Source organism: Prosthecobacter sp., from assembly GCF_044378005.1.
Lineage (GTDB): Bacteria > Verrucomicrobiota > Verrucomicrobiia > Verrucomicrobiales > Verrucomicrobiaceae > Prosthecobacter.
Map to the genome: position 1 here is coordinate 14,538 of NZ_JBILYB010000024.1, position 21,252 is coordinate 35,789.

At 59.1% G+C, this 21,252-nt stretch carries 17 protein-coding genes and 1 tRNA gene; 3 read left to right on the plus strand and 15 right to left on the minus strand.

The genetic code is table 11. The features are described 5' to 3' along the window. The first annotated feature begins 3 nt into the window (after window positions 1-3). The gene (locus AC6FTP_RS07280) at window positions 4-1,983 is read left to right on the plus strand and encodes a cytochrome c biogenesis protein (RefSeq protein WP_497206248.1); all 1,980 of its coding nucleotides are present in this window, start codon (window positions 4-6) and stop codon (window positions 1,981-1,983) included. 65 nt (window positions 1,984-2,048) lie between these two features. On the opposite strand, the gene AC6FTP_RS07285 is transcribed toward AC6FTP_RS07280, so the two are convergent. The 10 genes from AC6FTP_RS07285 to AC6FTP_RS07330 form a co-directional block, all read right to left on the minus strand. Beyond that, window positions 2,049-2,139 (minus strand) — tRNA-Ser (locus AC6FTP_RS07285). A gap of 126 nt (window positions 2,140-2,265) precedes the next feature. After that, entirely contained in the window at window positions 2,266-2,790 is a 525-nt protein-coding gene (locus AC6FTP_RS07290) for a ferritin (RefSeq protein ID WP_497206249.1), read from the minus strand. 29 nt (window positions 2,791-2,819) lie between these two features. Further along, window positions 2,820-3,020 (minus strand): hypothetical protein, encoded by a 201-nt coding sequence (locus AC6FTP_RS07295; RefSeq protein WP_497206250.1) that lies wholly within the window; start codon window positions 3,018-3,020, stop codon window positions 2,820-2,822. After that, complete coding sequence (locus tag AC6FTP_RS07300) at window positions 3,017-4,120, minus strand: S41 family peptidase (RefSeq protein ID WP_497206251.1); 1,104 nt, start codon at window positions 4,118-4,120, stop codon at window positions 3,017-3,019. Before AC6FTP_RS07300 ends, AC6FTP_RS07295 begins: the two co-directional genes overlap by 4 nt. Beyond that, on the minus strand, window positions 4,117-4,929 hold the full coding sequence (thiD, locus tag AC6FTP_RS07305; protein ID WP_497206252.1) for a bifunctional hydroxymethylpyrimidine kinase/phosphomethylpyrimidine kinase: 813 nt from the start codon (window positions 4,927-4,929) through the stop codon (window positions 4,117-4,119). Before thiD ends, AC6FTP_RS07300 begins: the two co-directional genes overlap by 4 nt. Window positions 4,930-4,978: 49 nt before the next feature. Next, window positions 4,979-7,174, minus strand: coding sequence for a molybdopterin oxidoreductase family protein (locus AC6FTP_RS07310; RefSeq protein WP_497206253.1), 2,196 nt, complete (start codon window positions 7,172-7,174; stop codon window positions 4,979-4,981). A 2-nt stretch (window positions 7,175-7,176) separates the two neighbouring features. Beyond that, window positions 7,177-8,724 carry a DmsC/YnfH family molybdoenzyme membrane anchor subunit gene (locus AC6FTP_RS07315; protein WP_497206254.1) on the minus strand — a complete coding sequence of 516 codons (1,548 nt, stop codon included), beginning with the start codon at window positions 8,722-8,724 and terminating at the stop codon, window positions 7,177-7,179. Further along, window positions 8,721-10,463, minus strand: a complete 1,743-nt coding sequence (locus AC6FTP_RS07320) for a NirA family protein (RefSeq protein ID WP_497206255.1) — start codon at window positions 10,461-10,463, stop codon at window positions 8,721-8,723. Before AC6FTP_RS07320 ends, AC6FTP_RS07315 begins: the two co-directional genes overlap by 4 nt. Beyond that, window positions 10,453-12,075 (minus strand): diflavin oxidoreductase, encoded by a 1,623-nt coding sequence (locus AC6FTP_RS07325; RefSeq protein WP_497206256.1) that lies wholly within the window; start codon window positions 12,073-12,075, stop codon window positions 10,453-10,455. Before AC6FTP_RS07325 ends, AC6FTP_RS07320 begins: the two co-directional genes overlap by 11 nt. 29 nt (window positions 12,076-12,104) lie before the next feature. Continuing rightward, on the minus strand, window positions 12,105-13,496 hold the full coding sequence (locus AC6FTP_RS07330) for an alginate export family protein (RefSeq protein WP_497201336.1): 1,392 nt from the start codon (window positions 13,494-13,496) through the stop codon (window positions 12,105-12,107). 244 nt (window positions 13,497-13,740) lie between these two features. On the opposite strand from AC6FTP_RS07330, the gene AC6FTP_RS07335 reads away from it, so the two are divergent. Beyond that, window positions 13,741-15,081: a voltage-gated chloride channel family protein gene (locus AC6FTP_RS07335; protein ID WP_497206257.1), complete on the plus strand. Its 1,341-nt coding sequence runs from the start codon at window positions 13,741-13,743 to the stop codon at window positions 15,079-15,081. A 57-nt stretch (window positions 15,082-15,138) separates the two neighbouring features. Here AC6FTP_RS07335 and AC6FTP_RS07340 read toward each other — a convergent pair whose 3' ends face one another. From AC6FTP_RS07340 to AC6FTP_RS07360, 5 genes are all read right to left on the minus strand, one after another. After that, entirely contained in the window at window positions 15,139-15,999 is an 861-nt protein-coding gene (locus AC6FTP_RS07340) for an ABC transporter ATP-binding protein (RefSeq protein ID WP_497206258.1), read from the minus strand. A 17-nt stretch (window positions 16,000-16,016) separates the two neighbouring features. Beyond that, window positions 16,017-16,937 (minus strand): ABC transporter ATP-binding protein, encoded by a 921-nt coding sequence (locus AC6FTP_RS07345; protein WP_497206259.1) that lies wholly within the window; start codon window positions 16,935-16,937, stop codon window positions 16,017-16,019. A 20-nt stretch (window positions 16,938-16,957) separates the two neighbouring features. Beyond that, entirely contained in the window at window positions 16,958-17,800 is an 843-nt protein-coding gene (gene ntrB, locus AC6FTP_RS07350) for a nitrate ABC transporter permease (protein ID WP_497206260.1), read from the minus strand. Between the two features lie 70 nt (window positions 17,801-17,870). Beyond that, window positions 17,871-19,133 (minus strand): CmpA/NrtA family ABC transporter substrate-binding protein, encoded by a 1,263-nt coding sequence (locus AC6FTP_RS07355; RefSeq protein WP_497206261.1) that lies wholly within the window; start codon window positions 19,131-19,133, stop codon window positions 17,871-17,873. Further along, window positions 19,130-20,236 (minus strand): CmpA/NrtA family ABC transporter substrate-binding protein, encoded by a 1,107-nt coding sequence (locus AC6FTP_RS07360; protein WP_497206262.1) that lies wholly within the window; start codon window positions 20,234-20,236, stop codon window positions 19,130-19,132. The genes AC6FTP_RS07355 and AC6FTP_RS07360 overlap by 4 nt, the downstream gene beginning before the upstream one ends. Window positions 20,237-20,343: 107 nt before the next feature. On the opposite strand from AC6FTP_RS07360, the gene AC6FTP_RS07365 reads away from it, so the two are divergent. Further along, window positions 20,344-21,249 carry a LysR family transcriptional regulator gene (locus AC6FTP_RS07365; protein WP_497206263.1) on the plus strand — a complete coding sequence of 302 codons (906 nt, stop codon included), beginning with the start codon at window positions 20,344-20,346 and terminating at the stop codon, window positions 21,247-21,249. Window positions 21,250-21,252 lie beyond the last annotated feature (3 nt).

Sequence of the window (21,252 nt, forward strand, 5' to 3'; positions counted from 1 at the left end):
CCTATGTCACGCTCCCTTTTCGCACTTGCCTCAGCTTTCATTCTTTCGGCATCTCAGGCCGCCGACCTCCCCGCGCTCGATCTATTCCGCGATGCCGAGATCACCGCAATCTACGATGCCATCCCCGTTCAGGAATCGGGCCGCATCAAGCCGCTGCAAAAGGTGGCCAACACCCGCCTGCTGAGCTTCCGCGCACGTCAGAGCATCTGGCTCACCGACAACGGCGAGATGGACGGCGGCAAGCCGCTCATCGATCCCGCCACGCAAAAGCCCATCGTCAAAGAAGGCGACAAGCCCGTGAAACTCACCGGCACCCAATGGCTGCTGATGACCTGGTTCCGGCCCGATATCGCGAAGACGGTGCCGCTTTTCAAAGTTGATAACTCCTCCGCCATCGCCGAACTCGGCCTGCCCACGAAAGCCAAGCGCGACCAATACACCTACGCCGAGATCGAGCCCGCCCGCGACGTGCTCATGAAGAAGATGACCGAGTATCGCGCACTGCCTGCAAAGCAGATGAGCCCCGAGCAGCGCATGATCGTGCAGCTCGCCTCCAGCTACCTCGACTTCGAGATGATGATGGGCCACTTCGACTTCATTCGCGCGCCTTTTGGTGAAGCCGAACTGCCAGCAGGAATGACGAAGCCCATCCGTCTCTCTCAAAGCCTGTCGAAGGTCATTGAAGCGCTGAAGACTGGCGGAGCGCCGATGCAGATCCCGTGGTTCCGTGAATTCTTCAAGACCGCCCTCGGTGCCATGATGTCTGGCAATGCCGAGTCCCAGCTCCGCATCTTCCCTCTCACCGACAAAACCAAAGAAGTCTGGAGCGGCCCGGGCGAACTCATCTTCGAAGCCATGAATGGCAGCGCCGCACCGACCGCCGATCAGCTCCAGTGGCTCGCCACCTATGAAGATGTCTTCCTGTCCCTGCCCGATGCCGCGAAGTTCAAAGCTGCCTCACAAGCACTGCTCACGAAGATTCAAACCACCGCCAAAGAACGCGGTGAAGCGCAGCAGGTCGGCCTGGAGCTGCACTCGATCAAAGCGGACTACTTCTTCAAAGCGCAGTGGGCCTTCCTCGTCGGGCTCGTGCTCGTCGGGCTCACCTGGATCTCCCCCGGCTCGCGCTTTGACAAGATCTGCAAGCTGCTCGCCTGGCTCGTGCTCGGCTATGCCACCGTGCTCGCTGTCGTCGGAGTCATCGTGCGCTGCCTCATTATGCAGCGTCCACCCATCACCACGCTGTATGAGACCATGCTCTTCATCGGCTCCGCCTGCGCACTCTTCGGTCTCATCGCTGAATGGATGACCAAGCGCGGGCTCGGCCTGCTCATCGCCGCCGTGGCCGGTGGTGCGTGCATGTTCCTCTCCATCCAGTTTGATACGGCGGAGGCCACGGACAATCTCCAGCAGCTCCAGGCCGTGCTCATCACGAACTTCTGGCTCTCCACTCATGTGCCCATCATCAATCTCGGCTACGCTGCCTGCATGGTCGCTGCGCTGATCTCGATGATTTACTTCATCCAGCGCATCTTCGGCATCACTAAGACAGGACAAGAGAATGCCCGCTTCATGACCAAGGTCGCCTATGGCTTCGTCGCCACAGGACTGCTACTTTCCCTCGTCGGCACCGTCCTTGGCGGCATCTGGGCGAACTATAGCTGGGGCCGCTTCTGGGGCTGGGACCCGAAGGAAAACGGCGCACTCATGATCGTACTCATGTGCCTCGTCATCCTCCACGCCCGCCTCGGCGGCTACATCCGCGAGATCGGCCTGCACTGCTGCAATCTCATCCTTGGCTGCATCGTCATCTTCTCCTGGTTCGGAGTGAACCAGCTCGGCGTCGGCCTGCACGCCTACGGCTTCACCGATGGCACTTGGCCGAAAATCTACGCCTTCTGGCTCTGCCAGATCGCCCTGCTTTGCTACGGCCTCTTCATCGCCTGGCGCGAAGGACGTGCTAAAAGCACGGTCGCAGGTTAATGGCTTCAGTGGAGAGGAGGACGGATCTTTATGCCGTCCTTCGGTTCCCTGGTTTTATTTAACAGTGGCGGTGAGGGAGGGATTCGAACCCTCGGTAGCGGTTAAGGCTACGCATCTTTAGCAAAGATGTGCTTTCGACCACTCAGCCACCTCACCAAAAACTGTTTTCCCGCAGGGGCGGGATGAGGGCGCTATCTATCCCGACACGGGCGCGGGCGTCAATGCAAAAGATGCTCCCTCGATGAATCTTCTCATGACGCGAATCTGCCGTCCACAGCCTCCTCAGGCCGCTTCTGCGCCGCCGCTGGCTGGTGCAGCTTTGCGGGTGCCGGCCTCACGGTCGAGCACGAGCAGGCTGGCAGGATCATTGCCCGCGAGTTTCAGGCGGTCGAGCATGTCGCGCACGGTCTTTTCTTCCTCCATCTGCTCATTGAGGAACCACAGAAGCAGATTTTTCGAGGCGTGATCTTTGACCTGCTCAGCCACTTCAAAGAGATCGTTGATTTGCTGTGTGACCTTTTGCTCCTGCTTGAGACTCATCTCGAAGACTTCGAGTGGGTTCTTGAAGGCGGCTTTGGGTTTGGCGATGGGCTCCAGGACCACGGCAGCATCACGATCCACCACATACTGGTAGAACTTCAGCGCGTGCATCGTCTCTTCACGGCTCTGATTGAACATCCAGCTCGCAAAACCTGAGTAAGGCGTCTGCTCAAACCAAGCCGCCATGGCGAGGTAGATGTAGCTGGAGGACATTTCATTGTTGATCTGCTCGTTGAGCAGCTTGGCGAGTTTTGGATTCAAGGTCATGGCTGAATGATAGGACGGAATGGGTTCGATCAATCGAGAATATGCGCCTGCGAGAAATCGGTTACCCGCAGTTCCACGGCTGCGAGGTCTCCAGGTGAAAGCACCACGGTGGGTTCATCATTGGCACGAAAGGCGATCACGGCTCGCCCATTTGCCAAAGTGGCATGCCAGGCGCGCTCGGTGTGTTGACTTACGATGGTGACTTGAGTGGGAACCGTTTCAGGAATCATGGGGCGCGTGTGGCTTTGCGGATCGTCGGGGAAGGCTCACGCAGCTTTTGCTCCCAGGGCAGACTCGCCCCATCGAGATGCGTGCGAGTGAGCAGGATGTCCACTGCTCGCTGAAGCACTGTGTCATGAACAGGCTGCTGTGAATCAGCGGAGGGCTTGCCAGCGCTGCGGCGGATGTACTCTTCGAGTTCGGGGTTCTTGCGTGCCACGAGAGCTGCCTCGTTGTAGCGCGGACGGGGTTGATCAAAGACCGTCTGCTTCAATGGCGGCGGGTTTGAGGAAGGGAAGAGCTGGCGTTTCGAGTCGAGCGGCAGATCAATGGAGAAATCCACCGGCAGGCCGAGTTGGAAGAGAGAGGAGTCATCCATGAGCAGCATCTCGGCTCGGGCGAAACGCAGCAGCCATTCGTCATCAAGCGGCTGTGTCTCGTAGCGCACGGTGGCCCCGCGTGTGCGGGTGCCGAGGATCACGGCCTGCTTCCTCTGGCGTAACACGGCGGCAATCGTTTCCCCCAGATTGTTCGTTTCCTGATCGACGAGCACGAGCAGAGGTCCGGTCCAGATCGGAGCCCTGTGGCTGATGAATAGTTGTGAATCATCGCGCCCGACCTGCTTGAGTTTAAAGATCAACTCACTCTCGGGGATGAAACACTCCAGCATCGCCGCAGCAATATCGAACTCACCCGGTGCAGCAGCACTGCGTAGATCGAGGATAAGATGGGGCAGACCCGCAGTCCTAAACTCGCGCAGCTTTGCCTGAAGTTCGCTGATCTCAGCCTCGGCGTATGACTGCGGACGCAGGTAACCGATCTCGGCTGTGAGCTTCTCAGCGATCACACCCGTGGCGGTGACTGGCCTCAGGGCATCTGATTTCCGAATCAGTGTGGCCCCCAGATAGAGTCGCTGGAGCAGCCCCTGCAAGGCAGCGCGGTTGAGTTCATCGAAGTTCAGTTCGTTGGAACGAATGTAGTCGCTACGCAGGATCTGAAAGGCGTTTTGAATGGCCGCCTGAGAGACACCTTCGATCTTCGGCGTATCTCCAGCCCTGGCGCAAAGGGCAAAACCGAGGCTGGCGATCAGGATTATAGGCAGGTGCTTCATTCCGGAGTCTGGTGAAGATGATTCAGAGCATGAACGATGCCCGCCCTGTGCGTCCAGGCGAAATGTTCGTCAATAGCCCGGCTGACGAATTCCTTGGCCTCGGCGACAGCGCTGGTGAGATCCATCCCTTGTCCGAGGCAGGCTGCGATGCCTGCCGAGTAAGTGCAGCCTGTGCCATGCGTCTGCACGCCGTGTGTGCGCTCGGCCTCCAGCCAGACGATGGAGTCACTCAGGCATAGCACATCATCGGCGGAGTCATCTTGAAGGTGCCCGCCTTTGACGAGGACATTGGTTTGATAGGTTTGTGCCAGATCAGAAGCACAGCGCTCCATCTCCTCGCGTGTGGTGACAGGCGATCCCCAGAGCACTTCGGCCTCGTCCATGTTCGGCGTGATCAAAGTGGCCTGCGGCAGCAACAGAGATTTCACCGCCTGCACAGCATCATCTTCGAGCAGCTTTCCGCCACTCGTAGCGACCATCACCGGATCAATGACGAGAGGTATTCCACCGCCGAGTTCTTTCCAGATCTGTGCCACCGCCTGCACCTGCTCTGCACCACCGAGCATTCCCGTTTTCGCAGCACGAATGGGGAAAGCCTCAAACAAGACGCGGATCTGATCGACAATGAAGTCCGCATCCATCAGGCAGATTTGGGAAACCTTTCCGGGTGTCTCCGAAACGACGCTGGTGACTGCCGTGAGTGCGTAGCCACCCAGGGCGGAGACCGCCTTTAAATCAGCCTGGATGCCCGCGCCTGCGGAGCAGTCCGAGCCAGCAATGGTCAGGATGGTTGGAATGGAGTCGGCCACACCGCATTCATGCATGATCACGCAGGAAAGGCCAAGCAGAAACAAGCCCTCAAGCTATCTCCACCCGTACTGCCGAGTGCTTGTAGCTTGGCTGGCGGCTGTGGGGATCAAACGACGCGTGGGTGAGCTGATTCACTCGCGGGTCATGCATCGGCAGATAGACTTCGCCGGGCTTCACACATGAAGTGAGGCGTGCCTTAACGGTCAATTCCGCGCGCTTGGTGATTACCCGCACGGGTGAGCCATCACGGATGCCGAGGGAAAGAGCATCTTGCTCGTTTAAGTCGAGCATCAGCTCCTCCGGCATCATCTTCGCCAGCACGGCTGATTTGCCCGTGCGTGTCTCCGTATGCCACTGCGCGCTGGTGCCACGTCCGGTCATCAAGATAAACGGGAACTCATCACTTCGCTGCTCCGGTGCAGCCACGGGCGCATCAAACACAAACTTCGCCCGCTTGTCCGGCGTGAAGAATTGGCCGTCCGCTAAAAGCCGTCGCTCCTTGAAACTCGAAACCTCAAACTTGGAACCTTGATCCCGCGAAAGCGGCCACTGCACGCCGCCGCTTTTGCGAATCATCTCATGCCCATTGATGCCCATGATGTCGCAGGGCTGGTTCTCCGTGCAGCGCTGGAGCACACGAAAGACGGCCTCGGGGCTTGTCCATCCGCGAAACAAATCCTCGCAGCCCCAATAGTGCGAGATGAGGCGGAAGATGTGAAAATCGGCCAGCGCCTGCCCGGGAGCACGGCTCACTTTCGGGCTGTAGCCGATGCGGCGTTCGCTGTTGATGAAGCAGCCTTCTTTTTCGCCCCACCCAGCGGCAGGGAGCACGAGATGCGCACGTTTGGCGGTCTCAGTGGTGCAGTACATGTCCTGCACGACGAGGAAGTCGAGCTTGTCGAGCACGCGGTTCATCTCGTTCTGGTCGATCCACGAGTGACTTGGATTCGTGGCGACAAACCAGATGGCTTTCACGGTGCCATCATCGGCAGCTTTAATGATCTGGTCATACGCGAGACTGGGCCGGTCAGGGATGCGCTCGACGGGGATGCCTGTGGCAGCAGCGACCTTTTCACGATGCGCTGGATTGCGGAAATCATGGCCGCCGAGGAGGTTCGTCGTATTTGAAAACAAGCGCGAACCCATGGCATTGCACTGCCCCGTGATGGAGTTGGCTCCTGTGCCGGGTTTGCCGATGTTTCCAGTCATCAGCGCCAGATTGATGATCACCTGCGCTGTTCGCGTGGCCTGGTGGCTTTGATTCACGCCCATCGTCCACCAGAAGGAGACGCGCGGAGTGCCTTCGATAATTGTTTTAGCGAAGTGAGCGAGGCGTTCAGCGCTGATGCCTGTTTCGGCGGCGACTCGATCCGGTGTGAAGTCAGTGACAAACTTCGCGAACTCGTCGAAGCCGTTTGTGTGTTCGCTGATGAATGTTTTGTCGAGTCCGCCATCGCGGATGATGAGGTGGGCAAGTCCGTAAAGCAGCGTGAGATCACTCTTCGGCTTGATGGCGTAGTGCTGCGTGGCCGCCATCGCAGTCTCGGTGGTGCGTGGATCGACGACGATGATCTCGGGGCTGCGTTTATTCCGCAGCACTCGTTGCCACATGATGGGATGCGCGATGCACGGATTTGCACCGATGAAGACAAGCACATCGCTCTCCTCGAAGTCGGCATAGGTGAAGGGCGGCGCATCGAAGCCGAAGCTCTCTTTGTAGGCGGTGACGGCGGTGGCCATGCACTGGCGCGTGTTGCCATCGCCGTGGATCATGCCCATGCCGAATTTTGCCAGCGCACCGAGGAAGGCCATCTCCTCGAACATGATCTGCCCCGTGCTGAGAAACGCAGCGGCCTCGGGGCCATGCTTGTCGAGGATCTCGCGCATCTTGTCGCAGAAGTAGCGGAGCGCGGTGTCCCAATCGACCTCCTTGCCATGCAAGATTGGCATCTTCGCGCGGTCAGGCGCATCGAGCACACTGAGCGCCTCCCAGCCCTTCGGACAAGCCGTGCCGAGGTTCACGGGGTAGTCGGGATCAGGCGTGAGATTGATCGCCTCGCCATCTTTGAGATGAATCTTCAAACCGCAGCCAGTGGAGCAGAATCCGCACACGGCTTTCGTCATCGCATCCGGCACCAATCGCGATGGAACCTGCCCGAGACCAAACTTCGCCGGCTCACGCACGAGATCGGCGGTGAGCGGTCCATTCCACTCGCGGAAGGTCATGGCGGGTGCGGTGATCATGGTCAGTTTCCAGGCATCTTGGAGCCTGCGGCGGCGGTGAAGAAGTAATGACGCTCGATGAGCTGACTGGCAAACGTCAACACCAGCGAGATCGTCAACATCCACGGCCTCGATGCGGATGCGGCGACCAACACGGGGATCAGCAGTCCAGTGGCGACGAGAAGCAGTGCGCGCAGTTCGATGTGATGTGGCAGATGCTCTCGAAGAATGAGTGCGGATTTATGCCAGAGGCAGGTTTCATCCTCCAAAGCCAGCCGATAGCGCGAAAGCTCCCAGATGGAGAGACTCCAGCGGAAAAGGAGAGTGAACGCCATGTCCCATGAGGCGATGGCTAGCTCGGTCCAGCTCCAGACCACGGCGCACAAACCAGCGCCTAGCAGCAGCATTGTGCCGAGGAACTTGCCTGCGGTCATGCGTAGCGACCAAAACGGTCTGCGTGTGTCCACATACACCATCACCGAGCAAAGCACGGCGGCGAAGGCGGCAAAGGCGGTGCCTGTGACGGCGAGACGCAGCCATTCCATGTTTCCCAACCACCAAGTCGCCGCAATGGCTGCGCCTCCTCCTGGCAAGGCCCCGAAGGCGAGGATCTCGCGTGACAACCATGATTTCTTCCAGCCAAGGAAGGCTCGCCAAGCCTTCAGCGGTTGCCCGAGATGCAGCGTGCTCAAGGCGATGCCTGCCAGGCCAAAAACAAGTGCTGCTGCGCTGGTGATCGCGGCTTGATTCAGCGTCAGCACATTCATCCACAAGGCCACGGCACAGCCGATGAATGCTCCAGCGCTCATTTGCGTGAGCACCAGCATCCAGGCGAGTGGCGGATGGCCGTGATCGAGTTCGAGACGGCCTGCATCGGCTGCCTTTGCGGCACTGGGGATGGGCTTCGACGAAACGTAAGTCGTCGTTGGCCGCGTGTAGCTCGAATCAAAGGCTCCAGCGATGATCTGACCCTGATCCGGCACATCGCTGCGTTTGACGGCTTTAATCTTGATCGCTTCGTTTGGGCAGGCCTGCACGCAGGCAGGTGCCTCACCTTCGGCGAGGCGGCCCTGGCACATGTCGCACTTGCGCACGATGCCGCGCTTAAAGTTGAACTTCGGCACGTCATACGGGCATTTCAAAATGCAGTAGCTGCAGCCGATGCACTGATCATCCAGATGGCGCACGATGCCCGTGACAGCATCCTTGTCATAAGCCAGCACCGGGCAGCCATTCGCACATGCCGGATCTTCGCAGTGATGGCAGGCGGTGGTGACAGTTTGTAGATACGGCTGCTTCCGCGTGCCGACGAGCAGGCCCATGTCACGCCAGCTTTCATCGTCATCGAGACCATTGAGTGAATGGCAGGCCGCTACGCAGGCTTTGCAGCCAGTGCAGGCATCGAGATTGACTTCAAACGCATACTGCTCGCCTGGCTGCGGCTTGCTGAGTGGAATCAGATGCGAGAAACGCTCGTGCACAGACTTGGAGTCGTACTCATCGGCAAACAGAGCCACGGGTGTGCGCAGCGTCTGCTGCTCACGCAAGGCTTCTGTCAGGCAATAGCTCATGCGCAGAACGCTTCCTGAAGCTGACCCACGGTGTGACGATTGCAGAACGCGTGGAAGGATTCATCGGCTCCGCGCTTGTCGAGATAACCTTTGAGCATCGCTTCGAGTGTCGTGCCGAGTGATTCAAAGGCCACTCCGCTGAAGATCTGGCGGCCGATCTTGCGGTTCTCACCGAAGCCGCCGCCGACGGTGATGTGGTAGCCTTCACCACTTTCGGATTTCACCTTGGTGCCGAGTAGACCGATGTCGCCCATGAAGTGCTGGGCGCAGGAGTGGGCGCAGCCAGTGAAGTGGACATTGATGGGTCTGTCGAGCTTCACGCGCTTGTCGAGGTAGTCCATCATGGCGATGGCGTGGCCTTTCGTATCACTGGCGGCAAACTTGCAGTATTTGTTGCCGGTGCAGGCGATGAAGCCGTTGCGCAGATGCGAGGTCTCGCAGGGAAAGCCGAGCTTCTTCAATGACTTCGCCAAGGTGGCTGCATAGGCCGTTTTGACATTCGGAATGATGAAGTTCTGCCAGACCGTGAGCCGAACCTCGCCGCTGCCATAGCTGTCGGCGAGATCAGCGAGCCGGTCGAGCTGCTTGGCGGTCATCTGCCCGACGGGGACGGTGGCGCCGATGTAAACAAGACCTTCCTGCTTCTGCGGGTAGGTGCCGACGTGCGAGTGACCCTGCTGCGAGAACGTGCGCTTTTCCTGAATCGGCGATTCGGGTGCGAGACGTGTGAGCTTGAACTTGAGGTGCTTTTCGGCCTCCACGAGCACGCCATCGAGTCCTTTGTCTTCGATGACATACTTGAAGCGCGCCTTCTTGCGGTTCGTGCGGTCGCCGAACTCGATGAAGACGCGCAGCAGGGCGACCATGACATCGTTGAGTAGCTCCGGCTTCGCGATGACGCCCCAGTCGCTGGCGAAGGTCTGATGACCGGTGACGCCGCCGAGAGCGATGCGGAAGTAGATTCCGGGTTCGATGCCTTCGCTGTTTTCACCGATCTTCACGGCGCTGGCACCGATGTCGTTCGTGTCTTCGACAGCAGAGATGAGACCGCCGCCGTCGTAGGCGATGTTGAACTTGCGAGGGAGGTCGTAGAACTCTTTCGAGCCGATGATCAGCGTCGCGAGTTCGTTCACGAGCGGGCGCACGTCGATGATCTCGTAGGGATCATAACCCGCACATGGATTCATCGTGATGTTGCGGATGTTGTCCGCGCCTGCGCCTTTGGAATGCAGGCCGCAGCCTTGGATGCGTCGGAGCACTTCGGGGCAGTTCTTGGGCTCGATGAGGCGGATTTGGAAATTGTTCCGCGTGGTGATCTGGATGTAGCCCGTGGTGAGTTCGCGCGCGATGGCGGCGATCTCGCGGAGCTGGTAGCTCTTCACCACGCCGCCGGGAATGCGCAGACGGCACATGTAGCCATCTTTAACCGGGTTCAGCCAAAACAGGCCGTTCCACTTGAAGCGGAAGACAGACTCAGCCTCGGGCTTCGCATTCCAACGAGCATCCATGACAAGCTGCTCGATGGCATCGAAGGGATGAAGCTCACGTTTGATCCGCTCTTCTTTGGTCAGGTCGTCGAGCGATGGACCTGCGGGTGCTGCGACAGGAGCGGGAGCGAGGTCACCAAACGACACGCCACCAGCGGCGATGCCTGCGAAGAAGCCTTCGAGATAACGCTTCTGCTCGCTTGAGAAGTCGCTGTTCATCCGGTTCGCGAGTGTGGGTGGTTCAATAGACATCGCGGGCATAGCGTTTCTCCTTTTTCATTTGGGCGACATAAGCAGCGGCTTCGTCGGTGGATTTGCCTCCAGCGGTTTGAATGATGCTGTGGAGTGCGTCATCGACGTCCTTGGCCATGCGTTTGGCATCGCCGCAGACGTAGAAATGCGCGCCTTCCTCCAGCCATTGCCAGAGTTCGCTGGCGGCTTGGAGCATGCGGGTCTGGACGTAGATTTTTTCTTCCTGATCACGGCTGAAAGCAGTGTCGAGGCGCGTGAGGAAACCTTTCTGCACCCACTCGATGATTTGATCGTGGTAGAGGAAGTCGGTGGAGCGCTTTTGGTCGCCGAAGAAGAGCCAGTTTTTGCCACTGGCACCTGTGGCCTCACGCTCTTCGAGGAAGGCGCGGAAGGGGGCGATGCCGGTGCCAGGGCCGACCATGATGACGGGCTTGGTGAGGTCGGTGGGAAGGCGGAAGTGATTGGCGGTGTGGAAGTAGATGCCGGTGGTGTCGCCAAGCGCGAGGCGATCCGAGAGAAATGTCGAGGCGACGCCTTTGTGCTGCACGCCGTCAGTGCTGTAGCGTACGGCTCCGACGCAGAGATGCACTTCATCGGGATGCGCTTTGACGCTGGAGGCGATGGAGTAGAGGCGAGGTTGGAGCTTGCGGAGGTTTTCGAGGAAGGCTGGAATCGTGATGCCTGCTTCGGGTGTCTTTCCAAGAAGTTGGCGGACTTCGAAGTGCTTCAGAAGTGCTTCGCGAAGCGTGCATGTGATGCCGCTTTCGAGAGTGACAGATGTTTCAGGATCAAAGCCGTGTGCTGCAATGACAGCATCGACGACTTCGGGGCAGTTCTGAACGAAGACGCCGAGGGCATCGCCGACTTCATAAGTCAGCCCGCTGTCTTTGAGTGAGAAAGCAATGTGGCGCGTGTCTTTGCTGCTGCCTTTGGTATTCAGTTCGATGTTGGCGAGGAGCGGGGCAGGGAAGGGTTTCTTTTTCGACCAGCCGGTGTCTTTTTCTTCGGCTGGTGCGGGTGATGAAGAAGCTGAGGAGCCACTGAGGATCGTGAAGGCGCTGGCAGACCACTTCTTGGCGAGGTCATCGAACTCCACATCGCAATCCACGCGATCGACGATGCGAGTGGCACCGAGTTCAGCGAGTCGGGCATCGAGTTTCTTCCCGGCGAGGCAAAAGGTGTCGCCGTAGTTTTTATCACCGAGTGCGAGGACGCTGTATTGCACACCGTCGAGCTTCGGACTGGCACCGTTTTGATTGATGGCATCCCAGAAAGAGATGGCGTTGTCAGGCATGTCACCCTCGCCCCAGGTGCTGGTGATGAGGAGGACGTTCTTGTCTTTGACGAGGTCGGCTGGTTGCAGCGAGTCGAGGCCCGCAGCTCGCGCTGCAAAGCCCCGACTCGCCGCTTCCCTGGCCAGCCGCTTGGCCAAACTTTCCGCGTTGCCGCTCTGACTGCCGAAGGCGATGAGCAAGGATCGTTTCGATTCCGTGGAGGCTTCTCCAGCCACTGGCGCACCTCGATTCAAGACTCCGGCGAGGAAGCCATTGAGCCAGGCGCGCTGTTCAGCGCTGAAGGGGGCGTTGTCAGGAATGAGGGGAACGATTTTCATCTGTCAGAGCGGCTTGAGAGATGAGCGGTTTAGAAATCAAACTGCACCTGGAGGTAACCGAAGTGCGCGTTGTCGTCGGCACCGGTGTCGGCGAGGTAGTCGCCTGCGAGGAAGAAGCTGTAACCAGCCTGGAGAGCGACATGCGGGCTCCATTTATAGACGGCGGTGACGTCAAACTCCTGGCCACGATAGCTGCTGGCATTGTTGGCTGCGGCATTGAGGGGGCGGACGCGAGTTTGATTGTTCACACGGCGCCAGGCGTCGTTGTTGTCAGCATTGAAGTAGAGATGGTAGTCGAGCATGACCTTCAGCTTGGCCGTGGGGGAGAAGCTGATGTTGAGCTGAGGGTTGTGCATGTTGGACCATGCGGTGGTGTCCATGTAGCCGTAGAACATGTGATTGGTCGGATACAGGTTCTGGAAGGTGCTGACGTCGCCGTCTGTGGCATCACTATCACCACTGCCGTAGTTGTATTGGAGGCCGATGCGAGGCTTCCATGAATGTTTGAAGTTGTAGCCAGCGGCCCAGTTCCCTGCGAAGGCGGTCAGGTCACGACCAGAGACTTCACCTGTCTGGAAGGCCATCTCCATGCTGTAGTCGAAGCCACCCAGTTTCTTGGGGTCACCTTTCCAAAGGGTGCCGAAGGTGTAGAAGCTGCTGTCACCGAGGCGGGCACCGAAGTCACCATTGCCCTGGTCACTCTTGTGGTAGGCGTAGAAGTCGGTGGTGGTGTTGATGGGCACCCACTGTGTCGCGAGGTAAATGCCGCTGAAGACGGAGTCCTGGTTGTTCTGATCATCAAAGACCTGCGACTGATTGAACTCACGATCTTTAAAGCCGACAGGGCTGGAGGTGAAGAGGTCCAGTGCCCAGCCGGTGCCAGCATAGCGCAGCTTGATGGCATCGAAGGTGCGTGCCTGGTTCAGCCATTCGAGTGGGCCGACGAGGCGCTGGTCACCATAGCTGAGGAACTGGCGACCAATGGTGGCGCTGAGGCCTTTCTTGATGTCACCGAGCTGGACGTAGGCTTTAAGAATGTCGAGGCTGTCATCGCCCTCGGAGCCAAAGCTGCCTGGGCTGCCGATGTCATTGTTACGACTCCCGCCGAGTTCACGAACGTCTTGGCCCTGCACATAGATCTTTAGCCAGTCGGTCATCTGGTAGCCGAGGCCAAGGCGGAAGCGCTGGAGCAGCCAGGTGGCATCCTGCGGGCCGTTGATGTCGCTGTTGAAGTCGAAGTTATTCTCGCGGCCTTCGAAGCGCATCTTCTCCTGGACATCGACGGTCACTTTGCCGTCGAAGAAGGTGATGGGAGCGTAGCCTGGAGGTGGAAGCGGCGCGGGGGCCGCTGGTGGAGCTGACGGAGTGCCTGCGAAGGCGAGTGAGGCCGATGCGAGCAGTAGGAGCGCTGTTTGATTCATCTCGGTGTTTTGGGTATGGGTGTTGTGCTTTGGCTACGCGGCGGCTGTAGGGAAAGTGTGAGATCGGGGTGATCGTGACCCTGTATGACTCAGCCATGAGCGTGCCAATTGGCCGCGCTGAAATGAATGGCAGCCTGAATCCTATTCGTCCTTTCGATGAGGATCATTCATGCATGGCTGGGAGCTCTCGTCGGACTGCTGCTCGCACTGGAAGGTGGTCATGAACTCTCTATGCTGAGAGTTCATGTTTCTTAAACGCTCCTCTCTGCTCTCTGATGTGACGCATCTGCTTCGCTGGACGGCGCTAGCCTTGCCTGTAGCTGTGCTGGCCGGAACCGCGACGGCGTTGTTTTTGTGGTCGCTGGAGGCGGTGACGAAGCTTCACTGGCAGCATCCGTGGCTGCTGTGGCTGCTGCCGGTGGGCGGGGTGGCGGTGGGTTTGATGTATCACCATCTCGGCAAAGGATCGGACAAGGGGAACAACCTGCTCATTGATGAGATCCACGAACCCGGCGGCGGTGTGCCGACGCGCATGGCTCCGCTGGTGTTGCTGGGCACACTTGTGACGCATCTGTTCGGCGGTTCCGCCGGTCGTGAAGGCACGGCGGTGCAGATGGGCGGGAGTCTGGCGGACATGCTGGTGCGCTTGCTGGGCGTGGGGCGGGAGAACCGGCGGCTGATGCTGATGTGCGGCATCGCGGCGGGCTTTGGCGCGGTGTTTGGCACGCCGCTCACCGGCGCGATCTTTGCCATGGAGGTGCTCGTCATTGGCCGGGTGCAATACGAGGCGCTGATCCCGGTGCTCATCGCCAGTGTGGTGGGGGATGCGACGTGCTCCGCGTGGGGAGTTCATCACACGGTTTATCATCTGGATGTGGCGGCGAACGCGGGATCACATGCTCCTCTGGAAGCGTTGCTTCTCGGCAAGGTGGCACTGGCTGGCGTGGCTTTTGGTTTGGGCGGGTGGTTCTTTTCCGAGCTGACACACTCGATGCAGCGCGGCTTGGCGAAGCTGGTGCCGTATGCGCCGCTGCGTCCTGCGCTCGGCGCGGTGGTGGTGATCGTGCTGGTGTATGTGATGGCCACTCGTGACTACCTGGGGCTCGGCGTTGAGGCTCCACCTGGAGGTCAGGTTTCCATTCTTGCTTCCTTTCAAGAAGGGGGTGCCACGCCGCTGAGCTGGCTTTGGAAAACGATCTTCACTTCCGTCACACTCGCCAGCGGTTTCAAAGGTGGTGAGGTGACGCCGTTGTTCTTCATCGGCTCCACGATGGGGAATGCACTCGGGTGGCTGATGCATGAGCCGGTGGCGCTGTTTGCAGCACTTGGATTCATCGCGGTCTTCGCCGGTGCGGCGAATACGCCGCTGTCATGCACAGTGATGGGGATTGAACTCTTCGGCGCGCACTATGCGGTCTATTTCGCAGTGGCGTGTTTTGTCTCTTACCTCTTCAGCGGCCATTCGGGCATTTACTTGTCCCAGCGGGTCGGTGTTTCAAAGAAGGGTGGTGAGCAGCTTCCAGGCAGGACCTTGCGTGAGCTGAAATCGGCAGTGCAGACAAAAACGGATGACAGGCAGGAGTGAAAACAACAACGGCGTGCTGTGGCACGCCGTTGAGTGAAGGATGATCTGGTCTATGCCTTACGCAGCGATGCCTGAAAACGGCAGGCCATGAGAGGCGAGTTCAGCGGCCATGTCGGGGCTTGGCTTGAAGGTGGGCTCGCGGCTGGGGCGGATGTGGGATTTGTCGTTGAGGAAGGTGATGAGGTGCTCGCGCAGTTCGTAGTAGCGCGGGTCTTCCATAATCTCTTTGCGATTGCGCGGACGCTCGAAGGGGATGCTCAAAATGTCGCCGACTTCGGCTTCGGGGCCGTCGGTCATCATGACGACGCGGTCGGAGAGGAAGATGGCTTCATCGACATCATGGGTAACCATGAGCGTGGTGATGCGATTGCGGCGCCAGAGTTCGAGGAGGACTTCTTGGAGCTCGTAGCGGGTGAGTGAGTCCAACATGCCGAAGGGCTCATCGAGGAGGAGCATCTTTGGCTGCAAAGCGAAGGCGCGGGCGATGCCAACGCGCTGTCTCATGCCTTGGGAAAGCTCGCTGGGGAATTTGTGCATGGCATCGCCAAGGCCGACGATGGTGAGGTAGTACTCGGCCATCTGGCGACGCTCGGCTTTGCTGGCGGTGAAGTACACTTGGTTCACGCCGAGCATGACGTTTTCAAAGGCGCTCATCCATGGGAGGAGGCAGGGCGACTGAAAGACGATGCCGCGATCCGGGCCTGGGCCGCTGGCTTCTTTGCCAGCCAGGATCATGTTGCCTTTGCTGAGATCGCTCAAACCGGCGACCATCATGAGTACGGTGCTTTTTCCGCAGCCACTGTGACCGATGAGCGTGGCGAACTCGCCCTCTTTGAGCTTGAGGTTGAAGTTCTTGACGATGGTGGCCGGGCCCTTCGGTGTCTCGTAGGTTTTCCAGAGACGGTCCAGCTCGAGCATTTTTGGATTCGGAACACTCATACGGCCACCTCCACTTCTTCACGATGGTTGTCGGAGCGGCGTTTGGGGCCGCGACGGTTTTGGAATTCCATGCTGCGTAGGTTGTTGAGGTCTTCGGGCAAGATGTCGGGCAGGCTGAGTTTGACGGATGACTTCACTTTGGTGCGGCCTTTGGCGTCGAGGAGAGTGGTGATGAGCTGGGTGCGGAGTTTCTTGAAGCGCGCGTCGTGGTTGATGGCTTTGCGATCACGCGGGCGCTCGATGTCCACCAGCATTGGCTCGCCAAGCGTGGCGGGTGATGTCGGCAGAAGAGGAATGACTTTATCGGCGACGAGGATGGCCTCATCGGGATCATTGGTGATCCAGATGACGGTGGTTTTATTCGTCAGCCAGATGTCGGCGATCTCGTCCTGGAGCTGCGCGCGGGTGAGTGCGTCGAGGGCGCTGAGCGGCTCGTCCATCAGCAGCACTTTCGGCTGCATGGCGAGCGTGCGGGCCACGGAAACACGCTGCCTCATGCCGCCTGATAGCTCCTTCGGCAGCTTGTGCGCCGCTGGGGTGAGCTTGACCATCGTGATGTATTTCGCGACGTGTTCCTTACGCTGTTCCTTGGTCCAGTCTTTGAACACTTCATCGACGGCGAGGGCGATGTTCTCTTCCACGTTGAGCCAGGGAAGGAGAGAGTAGTTCTGGAAGACGAGACCACGATCCGGGCCTGGGCCGGTGATGACCTCACCAGAGATGGATGCGATGCCGGAGTCAGGCTTCACCAAGCCGGAGATCAGATTGATTAACGTGCTCTTTCCCGACCCCGAGTAGCCGACGATGGCGATGAACTCACCCTCCTCGACAGACAGATTGATGTTTTTGAGCACTTCGGTCCTGGAACCGGAGGGGCCAAAGCCTTTGGAGGCGTTTTTGATTTCGATGAGAGACATGGCGGCGGCTTGTTTCTCGGTTAGATGCTTTTGAATCGGGCTTCCACGAGGCTCATCAGCCTGTCGAGCGCCCAACCAACGAAGCCGATGGTGAGGATGCTGAGGATGATGCTGGTGTAGAGGCCGTTGTTGTACTCGTTCCAAAGGAAGTTGCCGATGCCGACGCGGCCAGTGAGCATCTCCACGGCGACGATTACCAGCCAGGCGATGCCGAGGCTGAGGCGGTAGCCGGTGAACATGTAGGACAGGGTGGCTGGCACGAGCACCTTCCAGAGTGTTTTCCACTTCGAGAGCTTGAGCACTTTGGCGACATTCAGGTAATCCTGCGGCACAGCGCGGACACCGACGGCGGTGTTTAGCACGGTGGGCCACATGGCGCAGATGGCGATGGTGAAGAGCGCGCCGAGGTCATTGGCGTTTTTTCCCGCACCCATGAAAAGCACGACGCCGAGCGGCATCCATGCGAGGGGCGAGACGGGGCGCAGGATTTGAATGATGGGGTCAAACATGCGTGTGAAGGCCTTGGAGAGGCCTAGCATGAAGCCGATGGGAGTGCCGACGAGCAGGGCGATGAAGTAGCCTTTGGCGACGACAACGAGCGAATACCAGGTGAAGCGGAGGATGCCCTGATCGAGCTCTTCTCGTTTGGCGAAAGGTTCGACGATGTACTTCTTGGTTTTGTCCCAGGTTTCCAGCGGGCTGGGCAGATCTTTGATGAAGCCGGTCTTCACTTTTTTGGTGAAACCGGAGGGTGTTTTTTCTTCGCGGACTCCGCCTGAGATGGCGGTCCAGATGAGGAGTACGGCAAAGATGCCACAAAGGGGCATCAACCAGTGGGCGAGTTGTTCTTTGGTGAATTTCATGGCAGCGGCGGCTGAGAGGGGAAAAGGAGCGCCGGTCCGGGAAATGAACCGGCGCACCTGGGGTGTAGGGCTAGCCCTTGATGTTTTTGATGGCGGCGGAGAGGGCGAATTCTTCGGGTTTGGCTGGGTCAAAGATGGCACCGTCCATGAAGGTCTCGGTCTTGTCATCGAGCATACCACCGGTGTAGCCGATCTCCTTCATCGCCTCTTCATAGAGGGCGGTGCCGGCGATGGCTTTGGCGACGCCGTCGTAATCAGGTGCGCCTTCGACCATGCCCCAGCGGCGGAACTGGCTGAGCCACCACTTGATGTACTTTGGCTGCGGGTAGTTGCAGTTCCGGCTGCTGAAGATCATGTAATCTTCGTCCTTCTTGGTGCGACCGTCGCCGTAGTCGAGTTCGCCCATGAGGCGGCTGTAGATGACTTCGGGCGGGCAGTTCACATAACTGGGTTTGCTGATGATCTCGACCTGCTCTTTGCGGTTGCCGAGGTCATCGAGCCACACGCTGGCTTCGTGGAGTGCTTTGAGCACGGCTTTGACGGTCTTCGGATTGGCCTCGGCGAACTCCTTGGTGAAGGCGCAAACTTTTTCAGGATGGTTCTTCCAGATCTCCTGCGTGGCGACGCTGGTGTAGCCGATGTCTTCTGCGATGGCGCGTGCGTTCCATGGCTCGCCAACGCAGTAGCCGTCCATTTTACCGACCTTCATGTTCGCGACCATCTGCGGTGGTGGGATGGTGGTGAGGGTGATGTCGGAATCTGGATTGATGCCGCCGGCGGCGAGGTAGTAGCGCATCCACATGGCGTGAGTGCCGGGCGGGAAAGTCATGGCAAAGGTGAGCGGTGTGCCTGCGGCCTTGGCTTCATCGACCAGCGGCTTCAGCGCTTTTGGATCACCGGCGACCTTGCCTTTGAATTTGTTCGCCAGTGTGATGGCCTGTCCGTTGCGATTCAGAATCCAGGGGAAGATCATTTCCTTCACTGCCGAGCCGCCGAGGCCCATGGAGGCGGCGATGGGCATGCCGAGGAGCATGTGCGTGGCCTGATTTTCGCCGGTGGTCAGTTTGTCACGAATGACAGCCCAGGAGGCTTCTTTGCTGACGGTGGAGTTGATGCCGAACTTTTTGAAGAGGCCTTTCTCATGCGCGATGACGATGGGTGAGCAGTCGGTGAGGGCGATGATGCCGAGCTTCACATCGGGTGCTTCAGGGGAGTCATCGGCATAGGCGGAGCCGACCCAGCCTGCGGGGAGACCGGAGAAGAGGGTGCCAAGTCCGGCTGTGGCAGTGCGCTGGAGCAGGGTGCGGCGTGAGATGGGGGTGGTGGGGTTCATGCGTGGGCGAGTTTCTGGCGTTTGTTGGGTTTGCTGGGGCTGGCGGCGGCTGTTTGGGGAAGGGGGATAGCGCTGGAGGTCCAGCAGGCGGCGAGTGCGGCGGAGGCTTCGGCACGCTCACCCTGGGTGATGAGGCCATGGATGATGAATTGATCGAGCAGCCAGCGTCCACGCTCACCGGTGGGCTCATTGGCATCGCGGCGGTGGAAGATGTGGAAGTTGGTCACGTCAGCACTTTTGCCGGTGCCAAGATCAAGCGGACCGACGAGGGAGCGCTTCAGGATCTCTTCATCTTTGCCGAGGAAGTAGCCGCTGCGTACGAGGATGCGGGCGACTTCGGGGCGGTTTTCAGTGACATCACAGAAGGCGCAGGCCTCGCGCAGTGCGGCGACGATGGCGGCGGCTTGATCGGCATGGCGTTCGATGAATCCCTCGGTGGTGAGAAGCACTTTTTCAGGATGACCGGGGGCGAGCTGCTCGCTGGTGGCGGCGATGAATCCGAAACCGCGTGCGACGGCATCACTGTTCCAGGGTTCGCCCACACAGCCCCCGTCGATGAGGTTGGCTTCGAGATTGCCGACCATCTGCGTGGGAGGAAGCACGACGATGCGCACCTCTTGATCGACATCGATGCCACCCGCGGCGAGCCATTGGCGAAGCAGGAAATAGTGAGAGGAGAAGCGCGAGACGGTGCTGAAGGTGAAGCGCCGCGTGGGCATGCTGCGGATGAGCTTCTTCAGACTGGAGGCATCACGCACGCCCCGGTTCCAGAGGTCGCGGCTCAGCGTGATGGCGTTGCCGTGGAGATTGAAGACGAATGGGGCCACCACCCGGCAGGGAGGTGTGTTCAGACCAAGACGCATTGCCAACGCCAGTCCCGCGATGGCGTGAACGGCATCCAACTGGCCGTAGAGCAGCTTTTCCCGAATGGTGGCCCATCCCACTTCACAACTTAGATCGACCCGGACGCCATGCTTGCGGAACAGCTCCAGTTCACGGGCCACGAGGAGCGGCGCACAGTCGGTGAGAGGTTTGAAACCAATCCGCACAGGCTGAACGACACCGCTGAGAGCGGTCTTGGAGAGTGAAGCTGACTTTGGCATGACGCTTCATCACATCAGCATTCGCAGTGCCAGCGGGCCAAGTTCTACTAGAAATGAGGCGCGAAGTTTTTCACTTCGTGTATGAATGGGATTCATTCACCCATTTCATGCAGACACTCGATACACGCCAGCTCCGCGCCTTCGTCTCTCTCGCCCGCAGTGGCAGTTTTACTCAGGCGGGGCGTGAGCTGCATCTTACCCAGAGCGCCATCAGCCATGCCATCAAGGCGCTGGAGACGGATCTCGGCTGCCAGCTTTTTCATCGTCAGGGCAAGAGCGTGCACCTGACTCATGCAGGCCGCGAACTGCTGCCGAGTGCGGAGACGATCCTGCAGATGATGACCCAGGCGCGCTCCACGCTGGGCACGCTGGATCAGACGCCGCGCGGCAGGCTGCGCATCGGCTGCACCACGGCGGCGGCTCAGTTCATCCTGCCGACGGTGTTTCGTGAGTTTAAGGAAAGCTTCCCGCTGTATGAGATTAAAGTCATCTGCGGTGAGACGCCGGACACCATCGAGAAGCTGATGAAGGGCGATGTGGATCTCGCGGTGAGCCTGCGGCCTAACGATGTCTCGCGCCTCGAATGTCACACGATCTTTGACGATGAACTGGAGTTCCTCGTCTCGCCGCTTCATCGCTGGGCAACGAAGCCGCCGAAGCTCAAGGACGCTGGCGAGGAGACCTTCATCGTGGCGAGCCGGAACAGCCTGAACTTCACGCTCATCCAGGAGTTCTTTATGAAGCAGGGCGTGCGGCTGGGGAACTTCATCGAGCTGGGAAGCTCGGAAGCCACGAAGGAACTCGCCAAGCTCGGCATCGGCGTGGCCATCGCCGCCCGATGGATCGCGCGGCAGGAGATCGAAGCGGGGCAGCTCGTGGCTGTCTCGATGCCGAAGGGCAAACTCAAGCGCCGCTGGGTGACCTCGACACTGAAAGGTCGCGTGCTCAATCTGCCTGAGCGAACCTTTGTCGGGCTATGCGAGGAAGTGGGGCGGCGGATGCTGACCCACTGACCG

Excerpts from the sequence above, each read along its gene's own strand:
- AC6FTP_RS07325 (WP_497206256.1), bottom strand. The coding sequence starts at position 12,075 with ATGAAAATCGTTCCCCTCATTCCTGACAACGCCCCCTTCAGCGCTGAA.
- AC6FTP_RS07335 (WP_497206257.1), top strand. The coding sequence starts at position 13,741 with ATGTTTCTTAAACGCTCCTCTCTGCTCTCTGATGTGACGCATCTGCTT.
- AC6FTP_RS07365 (WP_497206263.1), top strand. The coding sequence starts at position 20,344 with ATGCAGACACTCGATACACGCCAGCTCCGCGCCTTCGTCTCTCTCGCC.
- AC6FTP_RS07315 (WP_497206254.1), bottom strand. The coding sequence starts at position 8,724 with ATGAGCTATTGCCTGACAGAAGCCTTGCGTGAGCAGCAGACGCTGCGC.
- AC6FTP_RS07310 (WP_497206253.1), bottom strand. The coding sequence starts at position 7,174 with ATGATCACCGCACCCGCCATGACCTTCCGCGAGTGGAATGGACCGCTC.
- AC6FTP_RS07340 (WP_497206258.1), bottom strand. The coding sequence starts at position 15,999 with ATGCTCGAGCTGGACCGTCTCTGGAAAACCTACGAGACACCGAAGGGC.
- AC6FTP_RS07360 (WP_497206262.1), bottom strand. The coding sequence starts at position 20,236 with ATGCCAAAGTCAGCTTCACTCTCCAAGACCGCTCTCAGCGGTGTCGTT.
- ntrB (WP_497206260.1), bottom strand. The coding sequence starts at position 17,800 with ATGAAATTCACCAAAGAACAACTCGCCCACTGGTTGATGCCCCTTTGT.
- AC6FTP_RS07290 (WP_497206249.1), bottom strand. The coding sequence starts at position 2,790 with ATGACCTTGAATCCAAAACTCGCCAAGCTGCTCAACGAGCAGATCAAC.
- AC6FTP_RS07330 (WP_497201336.1), bottom strand. The coding sequence starts at position 13,496 with ATGAATCAAACAGCGCTCCTACTGCTCGCATCGGCCTCACTCGCCTTC.
- AC6FTP_RS07300 (WP_497206251.1), bottom strand. The coding sequence starts at position 4,120 with ATGAAGCACCTGCCTATAATCCTGATCGCCAGCCTCGGTTTTGCCCTT.
- AC6FTP_RS07320 (WP_497206255.1), bottom strand. The coding sequence starts at position 10,463 with ATGTCTATTGAACCACCCACACTCGCGAACCGGATGAACAGCGACTTC.
- AC6FTP_RS07295 (WP_497206250.1), bottom strand. The coding sequence starts at position 3,020 with ATGATTCCTGAAACGGTTCCCACTCAAGTCACCATCGTAAGTCAACAC.
- AC6FTP_RS07280 (WP_497206248.1), top strand. The coding sequence starts at position 4 with ATGTCACGCTCCCTTTTCGCACTTGCCTCAGCTTTCATTCTTTCGGCA.
- AC6FTP_RS07345 (WP_497206259.1), bottom strand. The coding sequence starts at position 16,937 with ATGTCTCTCATCGAAATCAAAAACGCCTCCAAAGGCTTTGGCCCCTCC.
- AC6FTP_RS07355 (WP_497206261.1), bottom strand. The coding sequence starts at position 19,133 with ATGAACCCCACCACCCCCATCTCACGCCGCACCCTGCTCCAGCGCACT.